Annotated in this window: 16 protein-coding genes; 7 read left to right on the top strand and 9 right to left on the bottom strand. The window is 63.8% G+C overall.

What is annotated here, in order from left to right; genetic code table 11:
- Window positions 1-935: PE domain-containing protein (locus tag AO501_RS04570; RefSeq protein WP_055576589.1), on the bottom strand; the 935-nt coding region annotated here is incomplete at its 3' end.
- 1,222 nt (window positions 936-2,157) lie between these two features.
- Here AO501_RS04570 and AO501_RS04565 point away from each other — a divergent pair.
- The gene (locus AO501_RS04565) at window positions 2,158-3,732 is read left to right on the top strand and encodes a phytoene desaturase family protein (RefSeq protein ID WP_063892802.1); all 1,575 of its coding nucleotides are present in this window, start codon (window positions 2,158-2,160) and stop codon (window positions 3,730-3,732) included.
- A gap of 1,047 nt (window positions 3,733-4,779) precedes the next feature.
- Here the strand turns inward: AO501_RS04565 and AO501_RS36810 are convergent.
- From AO501_RS36810 to AO501_RS04535, 7 genes are all read right to left on the bottom strand, one after another.
- The gene (locus AO501_RS36810) at window positions 4,780-4,920 is read right to left on the bottom strand and encodes a hypothetical protein (protein WP_156452301.1); all 141 of its coding nucleotides are present in this window, start codon (window positions 4,918-4,920) and stop codon (window positions 4,780-4,782) included.
- 165 nt (window positions 4,921-5,085) lie between these two features.
- Complete coding sequence (locus tag AO501_RS04560) at window positions 5,086-5,823, bottom strand: hypothetical protein (protein ID WP_055576587.1); 738 nt, start codon at window positions 5,821-5,823, stop codon at window positions 5,086-5,088.
- A gap of 5 nt (window positions 5,824-5,828) precedes the next feature.
- Window positions 5,829-6,314: a PaaI family thioesterase gene (locus tag AO501_RS04555; RefSeq protein WP_055576586.1), complete on the bottom strand. Its 486-nt coding sequence runs from the start codon at window positions 6,312-6,314 to the stop codon at window positions 5,829-5,831.
- A gap of 49 nt (window positions 6,315-6,363) precedes the next feature.
- Window positions 6,364-7,227 (bottom strand): alpha/beta fold hydrolase, encoded by an 864-nt coding sequence (locus AO501_RS04550; RefSeq protein ID WP_055576585.1) that lies wholly within the window; start codon window positions 7,225-7,227, stop codon window positions 6,364-6,366.
- Window positions 7,224-8,087 carry an alpha/beta fold hydrolase gene (locus tag AO501_RS04545; RefSeq protein WP_055576584.1) on the bottom strand — a complete coding sequence of 288 codons (864 nt, stop codon included), beginning with the start codon at window positions 8,085-8,087 and terminating at the stop codon, window positions 7,224-7,226. Before AO501_RS04545 ends, AO501_RS04550 begins: the two co-directional genes overlap by 4 nt.
- Window positions 8,084-8,962 carry an SDR family NAD(P)-dependent oxidoreductase gene (locus AO501_RS04540; protein ID WP_055576583.1) on the bottom strand — a complete coding sequence of 293 codons (879 nt, stop codon included), beginning with the start codon at window positions 8,960-8,962 and terminating at the stop codon, window positions 8,084-8,086. Before AO501_RS04540 ends, AO501_RS04545 begins: the two co-directional genes overlap by 4 nt.
- Window positions 8,959-10,206: an NADH:flavin oxidoreductase/NADH oxidase family protein gene (locus AO501_RS04535; protein WP_055576582.1), complete on the bottom strand. Its 1,248-nt coding sequence runs from the start codon at window positions 10,204-10,206 to the stop codon at window positions 8,959-8,961. Before AO501_RS04535 ends, AO501_RS04540 begins: the two co-directional genes overlap by 4 nt.
- 109 nt (window positions 10,207-10,315) lie before the next feature.
- Between AO501_RS04535 and AO501_RS04530 the strand changes: the two genes are divergently transcribed.
- The 6 genes from AO501_RS04530 to AO501_RS04505 all read left to right on the top strand — a co-directional run bounded on the left by AO501_RS04530 (window position 10,316) and on the right by AO501_RS04505 (window position 14,644).
- On the top strand, window positions 10,316-10,930 hold the full coding sequence (locus AO501_RS04530) for a TetR/AcrR family transcriptional regulator (protein WP_055576591.1): 615 nt from the start codon (window positions 10,316-10,318) through the stop codon (window positions 10,928-10,930).
- A gap of 46 nt (window positions 10,931-10,976) precedes the next feature.
- A complete protein-coding gene (locus tag AO501_RS04525; protein ID WP_055576581.1) occupies window positions 10,977-11,657 on the top strand; it encodes an SDR family oxidoreductase in 681 nt (226 codons plus the stop codon).
- 45 nt (window positions 11,658-11,702) lie between these two features.
- A complete protein-coding gene (locus AO501_RS34810) occupies window positions 11,703-12,104 on the top strand; it encodes a DUF4345 domain-containing protein (RefSeq protein WP_082658378.1) in 402 nt (133 codons plus the stop codon).
- Between the two features lie 48 nt (window positions 12,105-12,152).
- A complete protein-coding gene (locus AO501_RS04515) occupies window positions 12,153-12,977 on the top strand; it encodes an SDR family oxidoreductase (RefSeq protein ID WP_055576580.1) in 825 nt (274 codons plus the stop codon).
- 129 nt (window positions 12,978-13,106) lie between these two features.
- Window positions 13,107-13,604, top strand: a complete 498-nt coding sequence (locus AO501_RS04510) for an SRPBCC family protein (RefSeq protein WP_055576579.1) — start codon at window positions 13,107-13,109, stop codon at window positions 13,602-13,604.
- On the top strand, window positions 13,601-14,644 hold the full coding sequence (locus AO501_RS04505) for an LLM class flavin-dependent oxidoreductase (RefSeq protein WP_055576578.1): 1,044 nt from the start codon (window positions 13,601-13,603) through the stop codon (window positions 14,642-14,644). The genes AO501_RS04510 and AO501_RS04505 overlap by 4 nt, the downstream gene beginning before the upstream one ends.
- A 191-nt stretch (window positions 14,645-14,835) precedes the next feature.
- Here the strand turns inward: AO501_RS04505 and AO501_RS04500 are convergent.
- Window positions 14,836-15,141: alpha/beta hydrolase (locus AO501_RS04500; protein WP_156452300.1), on the bottom strand; the 306-nt coding region annotated here is incomplete at its 5' end.

The raw sequence follows: 15,141 nt of genomic DNA, 5'->3' as shown, positions 1-15,141 counted from the left end.
TTGGTAACGGAAAGGTTGTCGCCCCACCACATGCCGACCTCGCGTCCAAGCGTCAGGTCCAGCCACGGCGACAGGAGAACCATGGACGACGGCACGGGGCCGAGCGGGTTCGTCTGCAGCATGTGTTGGACGGCCGCGAGTGCGAGGTTGCCGCCCGCGGAGTCGCCGATCACGCTGACGTTCTGGTACCCGTGTTGGGCAATTTGCGAGGAGATGAAATTGGCCTTCGCCGGTACCACCGTGCCGGCGGTGCCGCCTTGCTGGATCAGCGGGTAAATAGGCACTTGGAACGTCGCGCCGGTCAGGTAGGAATTCACCGAGTAATTCAGCCAGTGCAAGACTGTCGGCGGCATGATGTACCCGCCGCCGTGCAAGGCAACCACGTATTCGCCGGTCGGATGAGCCGGCGTGATCTGAACGACCTGCATCCCCTCGTACGTGGTACGCGAAACCGTCTGTCCCAGTAATAAATTCAGTAGCGGTGGCGGCGAGTTGCTGCCCACGATCCACGAGAACGGCGGAATGTCGCTCGCCAGCAGCTGTAAGATCGGCGAACTTCGCACTGAAAACAGGGATGCGAACCCGGTGGCCGCTTCGGCAGGAAGCCGCTGAACAGCGACCGCCGCCTGCTCGAAGGCCGCTAATGGCGCAGCACCGGCCGCCTCGGCGGCGGCATACGCTCCGGTTGCGCCGGACAATGTCTGGACGAACCGCTCATGAAACGCCGCCGCCTGCGCATTGAGAGCTTGAAATCCCGCGCCGTGGGCGGAGAACACGGCCGCGATCGCCGCTGACACCTCATCCTCTGCAGCGGCGAGCAACCCCGTGGTGTCACCCGCCGCGGCCCGGCCGGCCGTCGCGACCACCTCGCCGATCGAGGCTAGGTCCGTGGCGGCGGCGGACATCGCCTCGGGCAACGCAACGACATACGACATCGAGCAGCTCCGCTCTTTGAAGCAACTGGTCACGTGCCCAGCCGGCACCGTCCGCCTAGCCGGAGCTTATGTCGTTGCCGCACAGCACGCGACGGTTTCGCGAGAACCGCTGCGCCTCCGCGTCACGGCCGCAAGTCGTCGATTAATCCACGTTCCCGGTCACCGTCGTCACGATGACCGGGCACAGGGCATCGTCGAGGCGTCGCCGCACAATGCTCACGTCCGAGATTTCCTAGCACAATATGGTGTTCGAACAGCGGTTGTTTGGTGGAGCTGCCGGGAAAACCACCCTGGAACTACCTGCTCACTTTTCGACCGGCACCGACAAATTTGGCTACGCGAAACGACGCGAAAACACGTGAATTGACCTGGGGAATACGCGAGAGGTGGTGATGGCGTCAACACTCTCCCCGACGCCCCAGCCCCGCAACGCAGGGTCACCAGTAACAGGCACCAAATCCGAGGCGCTTGCGGAACGCCGCGACATCACTGTGGCTGGGTGGCTTGATGCTTGGCGTCTGGATCGGCTTGTTGAATGGATCCCGTTCGGCCTTAAAGCGCCGGCATCATTCCATTCCGCTCAACCGCAGCGGCCTGTTCAGGCCGCGGCTACGGCTGCGGCTGCGGGGGTCATACCGCAGGCACACGATGGTGGCGATTTGCGGAGCACTGCTGGCGGTCCCGCCGCCACTGCGGTGACCTGAACCCCTATTCAGTCGCCACCGCTGTGACTTGAGTCCCTATTCAGCTGCAGTTCCTAGTGTCAGATTGGAAGGCATCAGCCTTCACGCGACACGAGGGGTACTGGATGCCAGCAGCGGGCCGAGTTGCGCAGCTGGGAGTGGTCATCCCGGGCGATGATTGCTGGAAATGGCTCGATATCGATGATTCGGCCGGAGCCGAGACCGTTTTGGCATTCGCCGCAAGGCCGGCAGAGGCTCTAACCCAGGGATTAATCGACGGGGTGCCGCAGTCCGTACGTCTGAAATTCAGGGCGCCTTCCGCGGGACCACCCTCAAGGGAAGAAGCTTGCTGGACCGTCGCTTTACGTGCTGCCGAAGGAAAGGCAGAGCGCGATTGGAAACCACCCCTGTGTCCAAGCGATCGGCCCGCCAACGACACGACGCGACGGCGGTATTTCGGGCTGACTCGCAGCCTTTCGAGCGTCGAGCGTTAGTAGATCACGTAAAGCAGTTGCTCTGCTGGATCGGGGATGAGGATCATGGCCGGCGATTTCGATGCGATCACGATCGGGTCCGGACTTGGTGGCCTGACCGCGGCTGCCCTTTATGCACGGGCCGGTCACCGGGTGCTGGTTGTGGAGCGCAATACCGAGATTGGTGGAGCTGCAACGACATACCAGCACGGTTCATTGAGAATTGAAGGGTCCCTGCATGAGACCGCACAGTTGTCCACGTCCATTGACCCCAAGGCGCGCATCCTGCGGGCGCTCGGCATCGATGGCGAGTTGGAGTTTGTGTCCGCCGGCCCGCTCTATGAAATTCGCAGCCGACTCTTCGATCCGCCGTTTGTGTTGCCCACGGGAGACGATGCCGCCCAGGCGGCCCTTGCCGATCGGTTTCCCTTGCACCGCAAGGCCTTCCGGCGTTTCTTCCAGCGCGTCGAGGCTGTCCGCTCGGCGATGGGCGTTGTCGGCGAGGAGCACAACAGCGCGTGGTGGTTCCTGCATGCTCCGACTTTGCCGCTGACTCTGTGGCCGCTGCTTCGCGACATGCGCCATAGTCTCTCGGAAGTCTTCGCGGACCTATTCGGCGATGACGAACTGCCCAAGATGGCGCTGGCCGCCAACCTCGGCTACTACGGCGACGACCCGGACCGATTGTGGTGGGTGTACTACGCACTGGGTCAAGGTGGGTACCTCTCCGGTGGGGGGGCCTACATTAAAGGCGGCTCGGCCAGCCTGAGCCGCAGCCTGGCCGATGTGGTCTGTAATGAGGGCGGGGAGCTGCTCGCAGGGCGCACGGTTACCGAGATTTTCCTCGATGAACAGGGGCGCGCTGCCGGTGTAGCGCACACCGGTCCCGACGGTGCCGACCGGCGAGTGGACCACGCACCAGTGTTGTTCGGCAACGCCGCACCCGCCGTGCTCGCAGACGCACTTCCACCAGAGTGCCGTTCCGCGTTTTCGAACCAGTTCGCCGGGCGGGAACTCTCGACATCGCTGTTCTCCGTCGCGGTGGGTCTCGACCGGCCGGCCCGCGAGTTCGGTCTGACTCACTATTCGACGGTGCTGCTGCCCGATTGGTGTGAGCGGCTGACGGATTTCTCCGGCTTTGCTGATCTGCTCGCCGGCCCGCCCGGAAACCGAATGCCGGGCGTGATCCTGGTCGACTATGAATCCATCGACAGTGGCCTCAATCCTCCCGACGTCCATCTGGTTTCCATTACCGGAGTGGATCGACTGGCGAACTGGAAGGAGCTCGACGAGTCGTCCTATGAGGCCAAACGGCAGGCGTGGCTGCAGGCCATCATCGGTCAGGTCGACCGGTCCTTTCCCGGATTCGCCTCCGCCGTCGTGCATCGGGAGATGGCCACCGCGGCCACCATGGCGCATTATCTGAACACGCCGGACGGAGCGGTTTACGGGTTCGCCCAGGTGCCCCCGCAAGCCATTCCGACCGCGGGCACACCGAAAGGTGTCGAGACAACGGTTCCGGGCTTGTGGCTGGCCTCGACGTTCGGCGGCTTCGGCGGCTTCAGCGGGGCCATGCTGTCCGGCATGCTGGCAGCGCGGGCAGCGCTTAAGTCGCAAGTCCACTCTGGTGCAGCCCGGTGATCTAGCCAATCGGTGGCGGGGGTCGCTCGGTGTCGGCAAATCCTGGCGAATAGCGACCACTGCGCGATTGCGGCTATTGCTTCGTCTTGCTTCGTCGCGGAAACGCCGTTCGGTCGATGATGGAAAAGAATATTGGCCAGAATTTTCGTCCTGACCGGCTATTCCTGTGGAGCTGCCGGGAATCGAACCCGATTCTCTACCAGGCATTTTGGGCTCTGAACTGCAGGTTCATTCCAGTTTCGATCCCGTTCAGTACGCCCCGTCACCTGCTGTTATGTTTTCGGGCCTTGACGGCGTCAACACTTCCGATCGACTGCCCGGGTTCTTAGCGACTCGTCGGAGCTGTCGGGTTCGTAGAACTCATCGCACCCGTAGGAGTCGTCGGGGTTGTACTAGTCGTCGGGGTCGTAGTAGTCGTCGGCGTCGGCGTCTTAGTAGTCGTCGGGGTCGCAGGACTCGTTGGGCTCACCGGGCTCGTAGGCTGCGCAGGGCTTGTAGGACCTGTCGGGCTTATGGGACTCGAGGGTGTGGGACTCGCAAGGCCCGGGCCTTCGCCACACCAGTCCTGCACATCTTTCGGGTACTGCTCGAGCGGCGGCGGACAACGCTGCCCCGGCGGGAAATTCACGCCGGCGTTGAGTAGATCGCAGGGCACGTAGACCTGCTTGCCTTTGGGCGTGTTGCTCAGACATTTCGTTGGCGGATCGGCATGGCCCTGGGTAGGGACGGCGAGCACCGCCGCCAAAGCGGCGAGCAACCCGATAGCAAGGCGACAATTCACGAGCACTACTTTATCCAGAGCCCCTATCACGATGGATTCTGCTGGGAGATCGTCGGCCACAGCCGATGAGAAATAAACTGGCCAGAGTCTCTGACTCTGACCAGCATCTTCTTGGTGGAGCTGCTGGGAATCGAACCCGCGTCCTAACAGGCATAACGCCCTCTGAGCTGCAGGTTCACCACGTCTCGCTCCGATTCGTTCCGGCTGGTTACCAGCGGCTTTCGGCTCAGGTCTTGACGCCGTCAAGAGACGACCGCGCAAGCCGCCTATTCGCCAACATCCTCTACATCCTCCGGTTTGCGGTGCCTGTCCTGCGCCAGCCCGGCGAGTACGGCTTGGGCCACTTCGGCCTCGATGTCCTTCGGCATGTGCTCGAATCGGTGGGTCGCCCCGCCGGTGAACTCCACGAGCGGATCCCGCCCGTCGAGGCACGCCACTGGACAGCATCCCGCAGCGCCTCGAGCTCGTACAGATGGTCGCTCCAAAGCCGGTCGACTACCGCTACGGCGGCGCGTCGCTCGACCTCGATCAGTTCGTCGCGGCCCACACCACGCTCTGGCCGGCGGCCCCCGCTATCCGCGAGCGGCGGCCGGCAGATCAGGGAACGCGGCCGAATCCAGACCCAGTGAGCCAGAACTCGCCAGCGGTCGCACCTGTAGATAGACACCCATGCGGTGGGTATCGGTTGTTCGGGCATGCTCCATCGCTTGCGCGTGCCCGCCGGGTGCATAGGCATAGTCACGTGCCAGTTTCGCGGTCTTCCACAAGCTGACCGACGTGTGCTCGAACGGAAGTTGCGATGAAATGTCGACACTGCCGCGATGGCCGGGATGAAAGGCCGCCCTCGACGCGGCATGCACGTTGTTCTTGACGAACCCGAGCAGGTGTCGTGGCTTGAGAATGCCGTGGACGATGACGACCAGAGGTTCGTCGGACGAGATGGCCGTGCTGCCTTCATCCGAGGGGTTCCATCCGTGCCAGTGGTCACCGGCGTGTTCGACACGGGCCCGCACCACCTCGCCGTCGAGACTGTAGCGGCCGGGAGACTGTACCGCGCAGGCGAGCGGTCCGCGGAAGGCTGCCAGCGCCGACTCGGGTGAATCCCACGCAGCAATCAGAGCGCGTCCCGGCGGAAGAAAGCTCGAGGGGCCCAACTGGTGCGTCAAGTGGTTGGAGTGGTTGACGGTGACCGCCCGCAAGCCCGGAATGTTCTGCTGCAAGGCGACTTTGACACTCCTGCTCCACAGCCACGGACCCCGCGGCGGGCGGTCATAGACGTCGACGGTGAGAAAGTCAGCAGATTCAGGCATTTCGGTCAGCTCCCCTCGAGCGGGAAGATCAGGAGGCTGCCGGACGCAGTTGCTACCAGCTTGCCCTGGCCGTCCAGAACCTCACCCTCGGCGAAGGCGACCCGGCGTCCCGGTTTGACGACCCGCCCCGTACAGGTCAACGCCCCACTGACGGCGGAGACTGACCGCAGGTAATTGACCTTGATCTCAATGGAGGTGTAGCCGCTGCCCGCCGGCAACGTCGTGTGGGTGGCGCACCCGAGTGCTGAGTCCAGCAGCGTGCACACCAAGCCGCCATGGACGGCACCTATCGGGTTGTAGTGCGATTCGTCAGGAACACACCGGAACGTGACGGTGCCGGGGCCCACCTCGATCAGATCCATACCGAAATGGCTGGCAATGGGGGCCGCCGGCAGTTCACCATCGGCCATCTTTTTCATGAATTCGATACCGCTGAGTTCGGGAAGAACAGTCAGCCCGAGTGCGGGGTCGCGCCAGCGGACCGTTGTCATGCGCTGAGTCACCTTTCAGCTGCCTTTCTGCGGAAGAAGTCCGACTGGCTTAGTCGGCGAGGAAATCGATTGCGGTGGAGGCGAACTCGTCGTGGTATTGGAAAACTCCACCGTGGCCGGCATTGGGGTAGATGATGAGCTGCGAGCCGGGGATTCTGCGGTGAAGGTCTTCGGAGAGAACCGAAGGCACCATCCGGTCGTGGTCACCGTTGGCGATCAGGGTCGGTTGGCGGATCCCCGAGAGGTCGGCCGGCGTTGAGCGCCCCCAGCGTTTGATGGCTTTGAGTTGCCGTTGAAATGCCCTGATCTTGACGGGGGCATCGCGATTCGCCGTGCGCTCTTCGAGGCGTTGAACAAAGGAACTCGCTGCGCGTTTGCCGACGCTGTCGCGGTTGAAGAAGAGGAATTCCTTGGGGTCCTTGCGGGCCAGAGTGGCGCGCAGCGTGTCGTAGTAGGTGACACCGGCGACCTTGTCGATCCCTTTTCCGCCAGCGGGTCCTGTCCCGGTGAGAATCAGTTTCCGGACTAGTTCGGGGTATTTGAGCACGAGCGCCTGGGCGACCATGCCGCCGAGAGAGAAGCTCAGGATGTCGACTTTGCGATGGCCCAGTGCCCCGATGAAGGCGGCGATGTCCTCGGCCATCGCCTCGACGGTGACCGGCGCCGCGCCGCTGGACGCGCCGACACCGCGGTAGTCGACGGCGATGACGTGATGATGCTGGGCGACCGGGTCGATGACTGCGGGATCCCAGTTGTCCAGGTTGGCGGCAAGGTGAACCAGGAAAACCACGGGCACTTCGCTTTTGGGGCCCAGTTCTCGGTAAGCGAAGTTCACGCCTGCGGCGCTGAGCGAACGTGTCGGCGCATCGTGGTAGGACCTGATTGGCCAATCGGTGCTGTCAAAGTTGCTCATTTTCCGCCTTTGTCGTTGTGGGTGGAGTCATCACCGAAAAAGCGCAGGGCCTCGGCGAGGAAGGTCTGGTGGTGCTGAAACACTCCGCCATGTCCGGAGTTGGGGTAGATGATCAGTCGGGCGTTGGGGAGTCGGCGTGCCATGTCGGCCGAATGGCTGCTGTCGACCATCAGGTCGTGGTCTCCGTTGGCGACCAGGACGGGTTGGGTGATGACCGAAAGATCGTCCGGTGCGGACTTGCCGGCGTGCCGGATTGCCTTGATCTGGGCGATGCGGGCCTGCATGGAGATTGGTTTGTCGAGGTCGTGCGTGCGTTCCTTGAGGCGGTGCAGGTAGTCCGTCGCGGCACGCTTGCCCTCGGGCGTGCGAGGGAAGAACAGGAAGTTCCTCGGATCGCTGCGGGTGAGGGCTGCTTTGAGATAGGCGGCGCCGACGATGGTGGCCATCTTGTCGATGCCGCCCCCGCCGCGGGGCCCGGTGCCGGCCAGGATCATCCGGCGGACGAGTTGAGGTTGTTGTAGCGCGATCATCTGGGCGACGCCGCCGCCGAGGGAGAAGCCGAACAGGTCGACGTAGTCGAATCCCAGGGCGCGGATGAAGGCGATGGCGTCGGTGCCCATCTGCTCGACGGTGCCCGGTACCGAGGAGCCCGTCGCTCCGACGCCGCGGTTGTCGAAGGCGATGACGCGGTGGTGTTCGGCGATGCCGTCGACAATGCGTGGGTCCCAGTCATCGAGAACCGCGGTCAGGTGATGGAGAAACACCACCGGTACCTCTGACTGGGCGCCGAGTTCCCGGTAGGCGAATTCGACGCCGCCGACGTTGATCTTGCGGGTGGGTGTGTCTTTCCAGGTTGTCATCGTGCGCCTTTCGGTTCGGCTGTTGTGGGGGTGACAGGTCGGCCATCGAGTGCGGCTAGGGCAGCCTGGGTCCGAAGGTCACGGCTCATCCGGGAATCCAGAACGGGATTGACCAGGCCGCGCAGCGCCGACAGCGGCTTCCATCGGGAGGGAGCGAACACAGTCGGTGATCGACGGGCAAGTCCGTCGACGACGGCTGTCGCCGCAGTCTCGGGCGCAATGCGCTTCAACATCGTCTGCGGCATCGTCGCGAGCAGTTGGTCGGCCAGTGGATCGCCGTCCACACCCTGAGTGATCATCGCGGTGTGAACCATTGAGAAGTACGCGACCAAGGTAGAGACCCCTCGGTTGGCGAGTTCCACCCGCAATCCTCGGCCGAGTTGTTCCACAGCCGCCTTCGTCATCGCGTAGGGAATCGTGCCCATCCCGTTGGCGAACGCGAACACCGAGCTGATCAAAGCCAATTGTCCGCGTTGGGCGATGATCTGATCCATCGCAGCCTGGATGGTGTTGACCACACCCGTGACGTTCACGGCGAGTAGGGACTCGACCGAGGAAACCGGTGTGGTACGCAACGTCCCGGTTCGAGCCAGGATGCCCGCATTGGCGATCGCGACGTCCAGGCGGCCGAAGCGATCCACGACGACTTCCACTGCGGCATCGAGAGTCTCGCGAGAACGCACGTCGGCGACCACCCCCAGGGCCGACCTCGATGACATCGCGGCACCGATCTGCGGGGTCTGGGGGTCGAGGTCGGCTATGGCGACTTTGGCGCCGCGGCGCAGGAGTTCATGTGCAGTGGCGCTGCCGATCCCGCCGGTTCCCCCGGTGATGAGGACAACTTTTCCACGCAGATCGTATGCGGGCGCCTTCATCGGATGCCGCGCTTCGGACGCCGGGACACAGTGCCGTTGCGGCGCAACAGTGCGATCGTGGTGGCCAGGCGGCCACGCTTGAGATCGGGGTCTTTCCCGGCGCCCATCCGGTGCAGTTGGTCGGTGTGCCAGCCGATGTTCAGCACGCCATCCAGCGCCTTGCCGTCAATCACTTTGCCCAGTGCGCTTGGTATTCCGTAACTGAGTTCGCGGGTCGTCAGCACTGGCACGCGTTCGGACAGGACGGCGTCCGCCGCGTCCGGGACCGTAGCTGCCGGACGCGCGATGCCGATCACGTCGCAATCACCGGCTTGCAGCGCTTCCTGCATGGCTGCGCGTGAGCGGAATCCGCCGGTGACCGCCAACGGCACTCCCCCAGCGATCTGCCGAACCGTTCGCGCGTAGTCGAGGAAATACGCCTCGCGGGCACGGGTACTGGCCGCCGCCGAACCCGCCATCGCCGGTGACTCGTAGTTGCCGCCGCTGATTTCGAGGAGGTCGATGCCCTCGTCAGCCAAGGCGGCCACCACAGCGCGCGACTCCTCTTCGCTGAACCCGCCGCGTTGGAAGTCAGCGGAGTTCAACTTCACGCCGACCGCGAAGCCCGGCGACACCCGGGCACGAACCCGGCGAACGATCTCGAGCAGGAACCGCATCCGTCGTGCCGGGTCGCCACCCCATTCGTCGGTACGCAGGTTGGACAGCGGCGAGAGGAATTGAGTGACGAGGTAGCCGTGCGCCGCGTGGATCTGGATGCCGTCGAATCCGGCAGTCTCACAGACCGTCGCCGCCGTCACGAAGCGCTCGATGATGTTCTCGATCTCCGCGGGGGTCAGTTCGCGTGGCGTGGCTGAGCCGGGGAGATTCAGCGGCACCGCACTCGGCGCCACCGGGGTGTGGCCGATGTCCAACGGATTGGATTGCCTGCCAGGGTGATTGAGCTGAGCCCAGATCGGCACCCCGCCGTCGTGCGCAGATTTGGACCACCGCGTGAGCGCGTCGAGGTCACGGTCGTCCTCGATCACGACGTTGCCGGGTTCGCCCAGTTGAGTGCGGTCGACCATGACGTTGCCGGTGATCAGCAGTCCGTAGCCGCCGTGACTCCATCTGCGGTAGAGCTGCTCGAGGCGCGCTCCGGGAGCGTGGGTTGCCTCGGCGAGCGCCTCGCTCATCGAGGCTTTCATGATCCGGTTCGGAAGCACCAACCCACAGGGCAGGGAAAGAGGGTCATGCAGGTCTGTCATCAGGCGGCACCTTCTCAACAGTAATTGACTTACGAATGTAATATTATGACCGTAAGGCAATGTGCTACGATTTGCAAGGCGGCGCAAGGCGACGAGCAAGGAGGTGACGGTGGCGCGATACACCGCAGAGCACAAAGGCGAGACGCGCAAGAGGATTCTCGAAACCGCAGGCCGGCGTTTCAAGCGGGACGGCATCGACGGTTCGGGAATCGCCGCGATCATGTCGGACGCGCAACTCACCAACGGCGCGTTCTACGCGCACTTCAAATCCAAGGACGATCTGGTGGCCAACGTCGTGGCCGAACAGATGCGCGGATGGCAGGCCAACCTCCCCTCGTCCCCGGACAGAGCGGGGTTGGAAGCGTTTGTGCGCGAGTACCTGTCGCCGCAACACCGCGACAATCCCGAAACCGGGTGCCCGAACGCCGCCCTGCTCGACGAGATCGGCCGCTGCGGTAAGGCCACCCGGCGCTCGTATACCCAAGCGATGCAGAACGTCGTCGACGAAGTGGCGGCGCGATTGTCTCCCGGCGATCCCTCCTCAGCGCGTTCTGACGCGATCGGGCTATTCACGATCCTGGTGGCCACCCTGCAACTCGCCCGCGCCGTCACCGACCGTGCTTTCTCCGACGACATCCTGGAATCCGGAATTTCCAACGCCCAGATCCTTCTGGACCGCACGCAACATCCACCGTCGACCCACTCCCGAAAGCGATCCCGATGAAATTTTTCCTTTGCCCCCAAAGCTTTTCAGTAGCTAGGCCGCTGCGGTGACGGCGCTCGCCGGACAGGCCGTCCTCGTCACCGGAGCCAACCGCGGCATGGGGCGCGAGTACGTCGCTCAATTGCTGGACCGCGGAGCAGCAAAGGTCTATGCCGCTGCGCGTGACCCGCGCACGATCGACCACGACGATCCCCGAGTCGTTGCGCTGCAACTCGACGTGACCGACCCGGCGTCCATCGCGGCCGCAGCAGAGCCGGCCAACGACGTCGGCGTGCTGATCAACAACGCCGGCATCCTTCGCGGAGCGTCAGTCTTGGAGCGGGACACCACCGCGATGCGGGAGGAACTGGAGGCCAACCTGTTCGGCCCGCTGATGATGGCGGCGACGTTCGCCGACCGGATCGCCGAGCGACAGGGCGCGATCGTCAACGTCTCCTCGATACTCGCCTGGGTGCCCGGCGGTAGCTATGGGGTGTCCAAGGCCGCGCTGTGGAGTGCGACCAACGCTATGCGAACCGAGTTGACGCCGCGCGGCGTTCAGGTGGTGGGCGTCTACGTCGGCCTGGTGGACACCGATATGGCCGCCTTCGCTCCCGACAGCGCCAAGTCGCGGCCTGCGGACGTGATTCGGCAAGTACTCGACGGCATCGAATCCGGAGCCGCCGAAGTGCTGGCCGACGAGATGACTCGCCACGTGCGAGCGGAGCTGAGCAGACCGATCGCGTAAACGAAGCACGTAAAGGCAACAACGGTAAATGAGGGGTTGGACGTGATGCAGCGGAGTGGTAACAGTCGACGACGACTGCAATGGACATTAGGGGTGCTTGCGGCGATACCCGTGGTAAGCGCAGCCGGCGAGATTATTCAAGGCCCGCAGGGTGTTCCGGGGGGCTCGCCAGATGTGACACCGACCGTGGACAGTTCTCTGCGCTATGCCAATGTGTTCAAATTCGCTGTGGGACCCGTCATCTGGTCTCAGTTCGGACGTGTCGAGCGTTCGCCGGCTGTGTCGTTCGCGCTCGCGACGATTGCCGTCGGTGGCCTGGCACGGTTGCGGTCATGGCAACAACGCGGCAGACCACACCCGGTCACAGTGGCGGCGATCGCACTGGAGGCCCTTGGCGGGCCGCTCCTTCTGATCTGGCAGCGGTCCGTTTCCTCGAGCGCGGTTTGACGGACTGCCCCCACCGACCGAAAGACGAAGAGAGAGAGAAGAGAAGATATGCCATCTGTATTGGTTACCGGAGCGGGCCGGGGAATCGGCCTGGCGATCACTGAGCACATGAGCCGGCGTGGCTGGGACGTCTATGCCAGTGCCAGATCCGCCGATGCGCTGCAGAGCCTCGGCCGCCTACCCAACGTGCATGCGGTTCCGCTCGACATCACCGATCGGTCCGCGATCGCCGCTCTGCCCGATGTCCTTCCGGCGGAGCTGAACGGCGTCGTCAACAACGCCGGCATCATCGTCAACGGACCAGTGGAGGGACTGGCGCTGGACGATTTGACGAGGCAGTTCGACGTCAACGTCATCGCGCAGATCGCAGTGACGCAGGCGGTGCTGCCGAAAATTCGTGCATTCCAGGGACGAGTGGTGTTCATCTCTTCGGTCAGTGGACTGTTCACCACGCCAGGCACCGGCGCCTACAACGCATCGAAGTATGCGATCGAATCCCTCGCCGATGCACTCCGTATGGAACTGCGGCCGTGGCGGATTCCGGTTTCGCTCATCGAGCCGGGACCAATCCGCACCGATATGTGGGCGGACGTCCTCGCCGATCACGACCGGATGGCCGAGCACCTCAGCGACGAGCACCGCCGACTGTATGCGTCGCACCTCGCTGGAAGCAGGAAGTTGTTGGGGCGCATGCAAAAACTTGCAGCCGATCCCAAGAAGGTCACCAAGGCCGTCGACCACGCGCTGACATCGAGGCGTCCTAAACGTCGCTACCTGTTGGATTTCGCCAGTCGCGCCCAGAAAGCCGTCGTCGCAATCACGCCGACCGCGGTCAACGATGCGGTTCTGGCGGCGGCGACCACATCGAAATGAGGCTTCGAAGGCTATCTCGGGCCGGGGCCGAGCGATTCGATTGGGTCGAGTCTTCCGACGGCCCCGGCCGCCTTGACCTTCCCTTGGAGCCTTAACCCCAACCTCTCCCCACTTGGAGGAACCGGACCAATGCTCTACCGCGATCAACCCACTGTGGAAGCAGTCCAACGACTGTCTTGTGACGCCGACACTGCGTGGCGGCACGTAACCGACATCACCCTGCCCGCACGGGTCTCCACGGAACTGGTGGGGGTGGAATGGCTCGATGGTGCCGATCGCGTAGCCGTTGGTGCCCGTTTCAAGGGCCAAAACCGTCACGAAGCACTCGGTGAGTGGGAGACCGTCTGCGAGATCGTCGAGGTCGAGCCCGGCCGGCGATGGGTGTGGAATGTGGTCCACCCCGCCGGCGTCGGGGCAACGTGGGGGTTCGAGGTCGAGCCATCCTCGGCCGGCTCGATCGTCCGACAGTGGGCGCGGATGGGGCCGGGCGCATCGGGGCTGACGTTCGCTATAACCGCCCAGCCTCACAAAGAAGCCCGCATTGTGGCGCGCCGCCTTGAGGAGTGGATGACCAACATGCGGGCCAATCTCGCCTACATCGCCGAGCAGACCGGCGGCTCGCTGTGAGGATCGGTCTGGTCGTCGAACCGCGTCTGCCCGGGTCCGCTGAATTCGCCATACGCGCTGAGCAGCTCGGCGTCGACTCACTGTGGGTGCCGGAAGTGTGGGGCTATGACGCCCTCACCGGGTTGGCCTACCTGGCGGCGTGCACCGAAAGAATCCGGCTGGGCACCTTCGTCGTGCAACTTGGTTCGCGCAGCCCCGCCCTGCTCGCCACCTCAGCACTGAGCCTGCAGGAAATCTCCCACGGCCGGTTCCTGCTCGGCATCGGGACCTCCGGACCCCGAGTCATGGAAGGGTGGCACGGCGTCCGGTTCCACCGTCCCGTCCAGACCACCCGGGAGACTGTGGAAATCATTCGCATCGTCTCTCGAGGGAACCGTCTCGAGCACCCCGGTGAGATCTATCCCCTGCCTTTGCCCGACAGCAGGGGCACCGCCCTGCAGCCCCTCGTGCGACCCCGTCCGGTGCCGGTCTACATCGCCGCGATGGGCCCACACAATCTCCGCCTCACCGGTGAAGTCGCCGACGGCTGGCTGGGTAACGCCTTCATCCCCGAATCTGCCGACGTGTTCCTCGAACCCCTGCGCGAAGGAGCCGAATCGGCGGGGCGCACACTGTCTGAACTCGACCTCGTCGCCCCGGTCGCCGTCGAGTTTCACGACAGCGCCCACGACACCGCCGCTGCGGCCCGCCGCCACGCCGACGGTTACGCGTTCACCATCGGCGCCATGGGTACCGGCGGAACGAACTTCTACAACGACGCCTTCACCCGGCTGGGGTATGGCGAACAAGTCGCCGAAGTCAGCCGACTCTGGCAATCAGGACACCGCAAGGAGGCCCGCGCCGCAGTCCCGTTGGACCTGGGCAGACTCACCAATTTCCTCGGCAGCACAACCGAAGTCGCCGAGCGCATCACCGCCTACCGGGAGACCGGAATCAACACCCTGCTCGCCAAAATCGACGGTGACCATAGCCACCAACTGCACACCATCGAGCGACTCCTCGAAGCGGTGGCGCTCGCATCTGCCAGCCCGTCGAACTGAACTGAAAAGGGTTGCAGGGCGGACCTTCCGAAGCCATCGTCCCTAGGAAGACAGTGGGCACCGTCGGTGAGCGGACTTTGACTTCACTCACCAAGGGTGCGGAAACACGGCCTCGACGGGCGGACCCTCGGTCGACCAGAAGACTTTGTAGGGCTGACGGTTTGTCGGTAGTGCGCCGCGGTGACCAGCGATCAGGCCGCGATACCGAGTTCACGGTTGATCTGCGGCCACCGCAGCCAATCCGCCAGAGCCCAGTCGTGATGTTCGAAAGGTGCAGTGAAGAAGCTGAACGGGGCACCCTGGCTAATGGCCGCCTGCTGAAGGGCATTAGCGGAGATCACGAGGACATCCAGCCCACCCGAATAGACATACGTTGGCGGCAGTCCGGCCAGCGATCCATAGAGCGGACTAACCATGGGATTGGTAACGGAAAGGTTGTCGCCCCACCACATGCCGACCTCGCGTCCAAGCGTCAGGTCCAGCCACGGCGACAGGAG

The sequence above is a fragment of the Mycobacterium gordonae genome (assembly GCF_001417955.2).
Taxonomy (GTDB): Bacteria; Actinomycetota; Actinomycetes; order Mycobacteriales; family Mycobacteriaceae; genus Mycobacterium; species Mycobacterium gordonae_B.
This window is presented reverse-complemented; position numbering and strand designations above follow the sequence as displayed.

Excerpts from the sequence above, each read along its gene's own strand:
- AO501_RS04560 (WP_055576587.1), bottom strand. The coding sequence starts at position 5,823 with ATGCCTGAATCTGCTGACTTTCTCACCGTCGACGTCTATGACCGCCCG.
- AO501_RS04555 (WP_055576586.1), bottom strand. The coding sequence starts at position 6,314 with ATGACAACGGTCCGCTGGCGCGACCCCGCACTCGGGCTGACTGTTCTT.
- AO501_RS04545 (WP_055576584.1), bottom strand. The coding sequence starts at position 8,087 with ATGACAACCTGGAAAGACACACCCACCCGCAAGATCAACGTCGGCGGC.
- AO501_RS04510 (WP_055576579.1), top strand. The coding sequence starts at position 13,107 with ATGCTCTACCGCGATCAACCCACTGTGGAAGCAGTCCAACGACTGTCT.
- AO501_RS04540 (WP_055576583.1), bottom strand. The coding sequence starts at position 8,962 with ATGAAGGCGCCCGCATACGATCTGCGTGGAAAAGTTGTCCTCATCACC.
- AO501_RS04565 (WP_063892802.1), top strand. The coding sequence starts at position 2,158 with ATGGCCGGCGATTTCGATGCGATCACGATCGGGTCCGGACTTGGTGGC.
- AO501_RS34810 (WP_082658378.1), top strand. The coding sequence starts at position 11,703 with ATGCAGCGGAGTGGTAACAGTCGACGACGACTGCAATGGACATTAGGG.
- AO501_RS04515 (WP_055576580.1), top strand. The coding sequence starts at position 12,153 with ATGCCATCTGTATTGGTTACCGGAGCGGGCCGGGGAATCGGCCTGGCG.
- AO501_RS04550 (WP_055576585.1), bottom strand. The coding sequence starts at position 7,227 with ATGAGCAACTTTGACAGCACCGATTGGCCAATCAGGTCCTACCACGAT.
- AO501_RS04535 (WP_055576582.1), bottom strand. The coding sequence starts at position 10,206 with ATGACAGACCTGCATGACCCTCTTTCCCTGCCCTGTGGGTTGGTGCTT.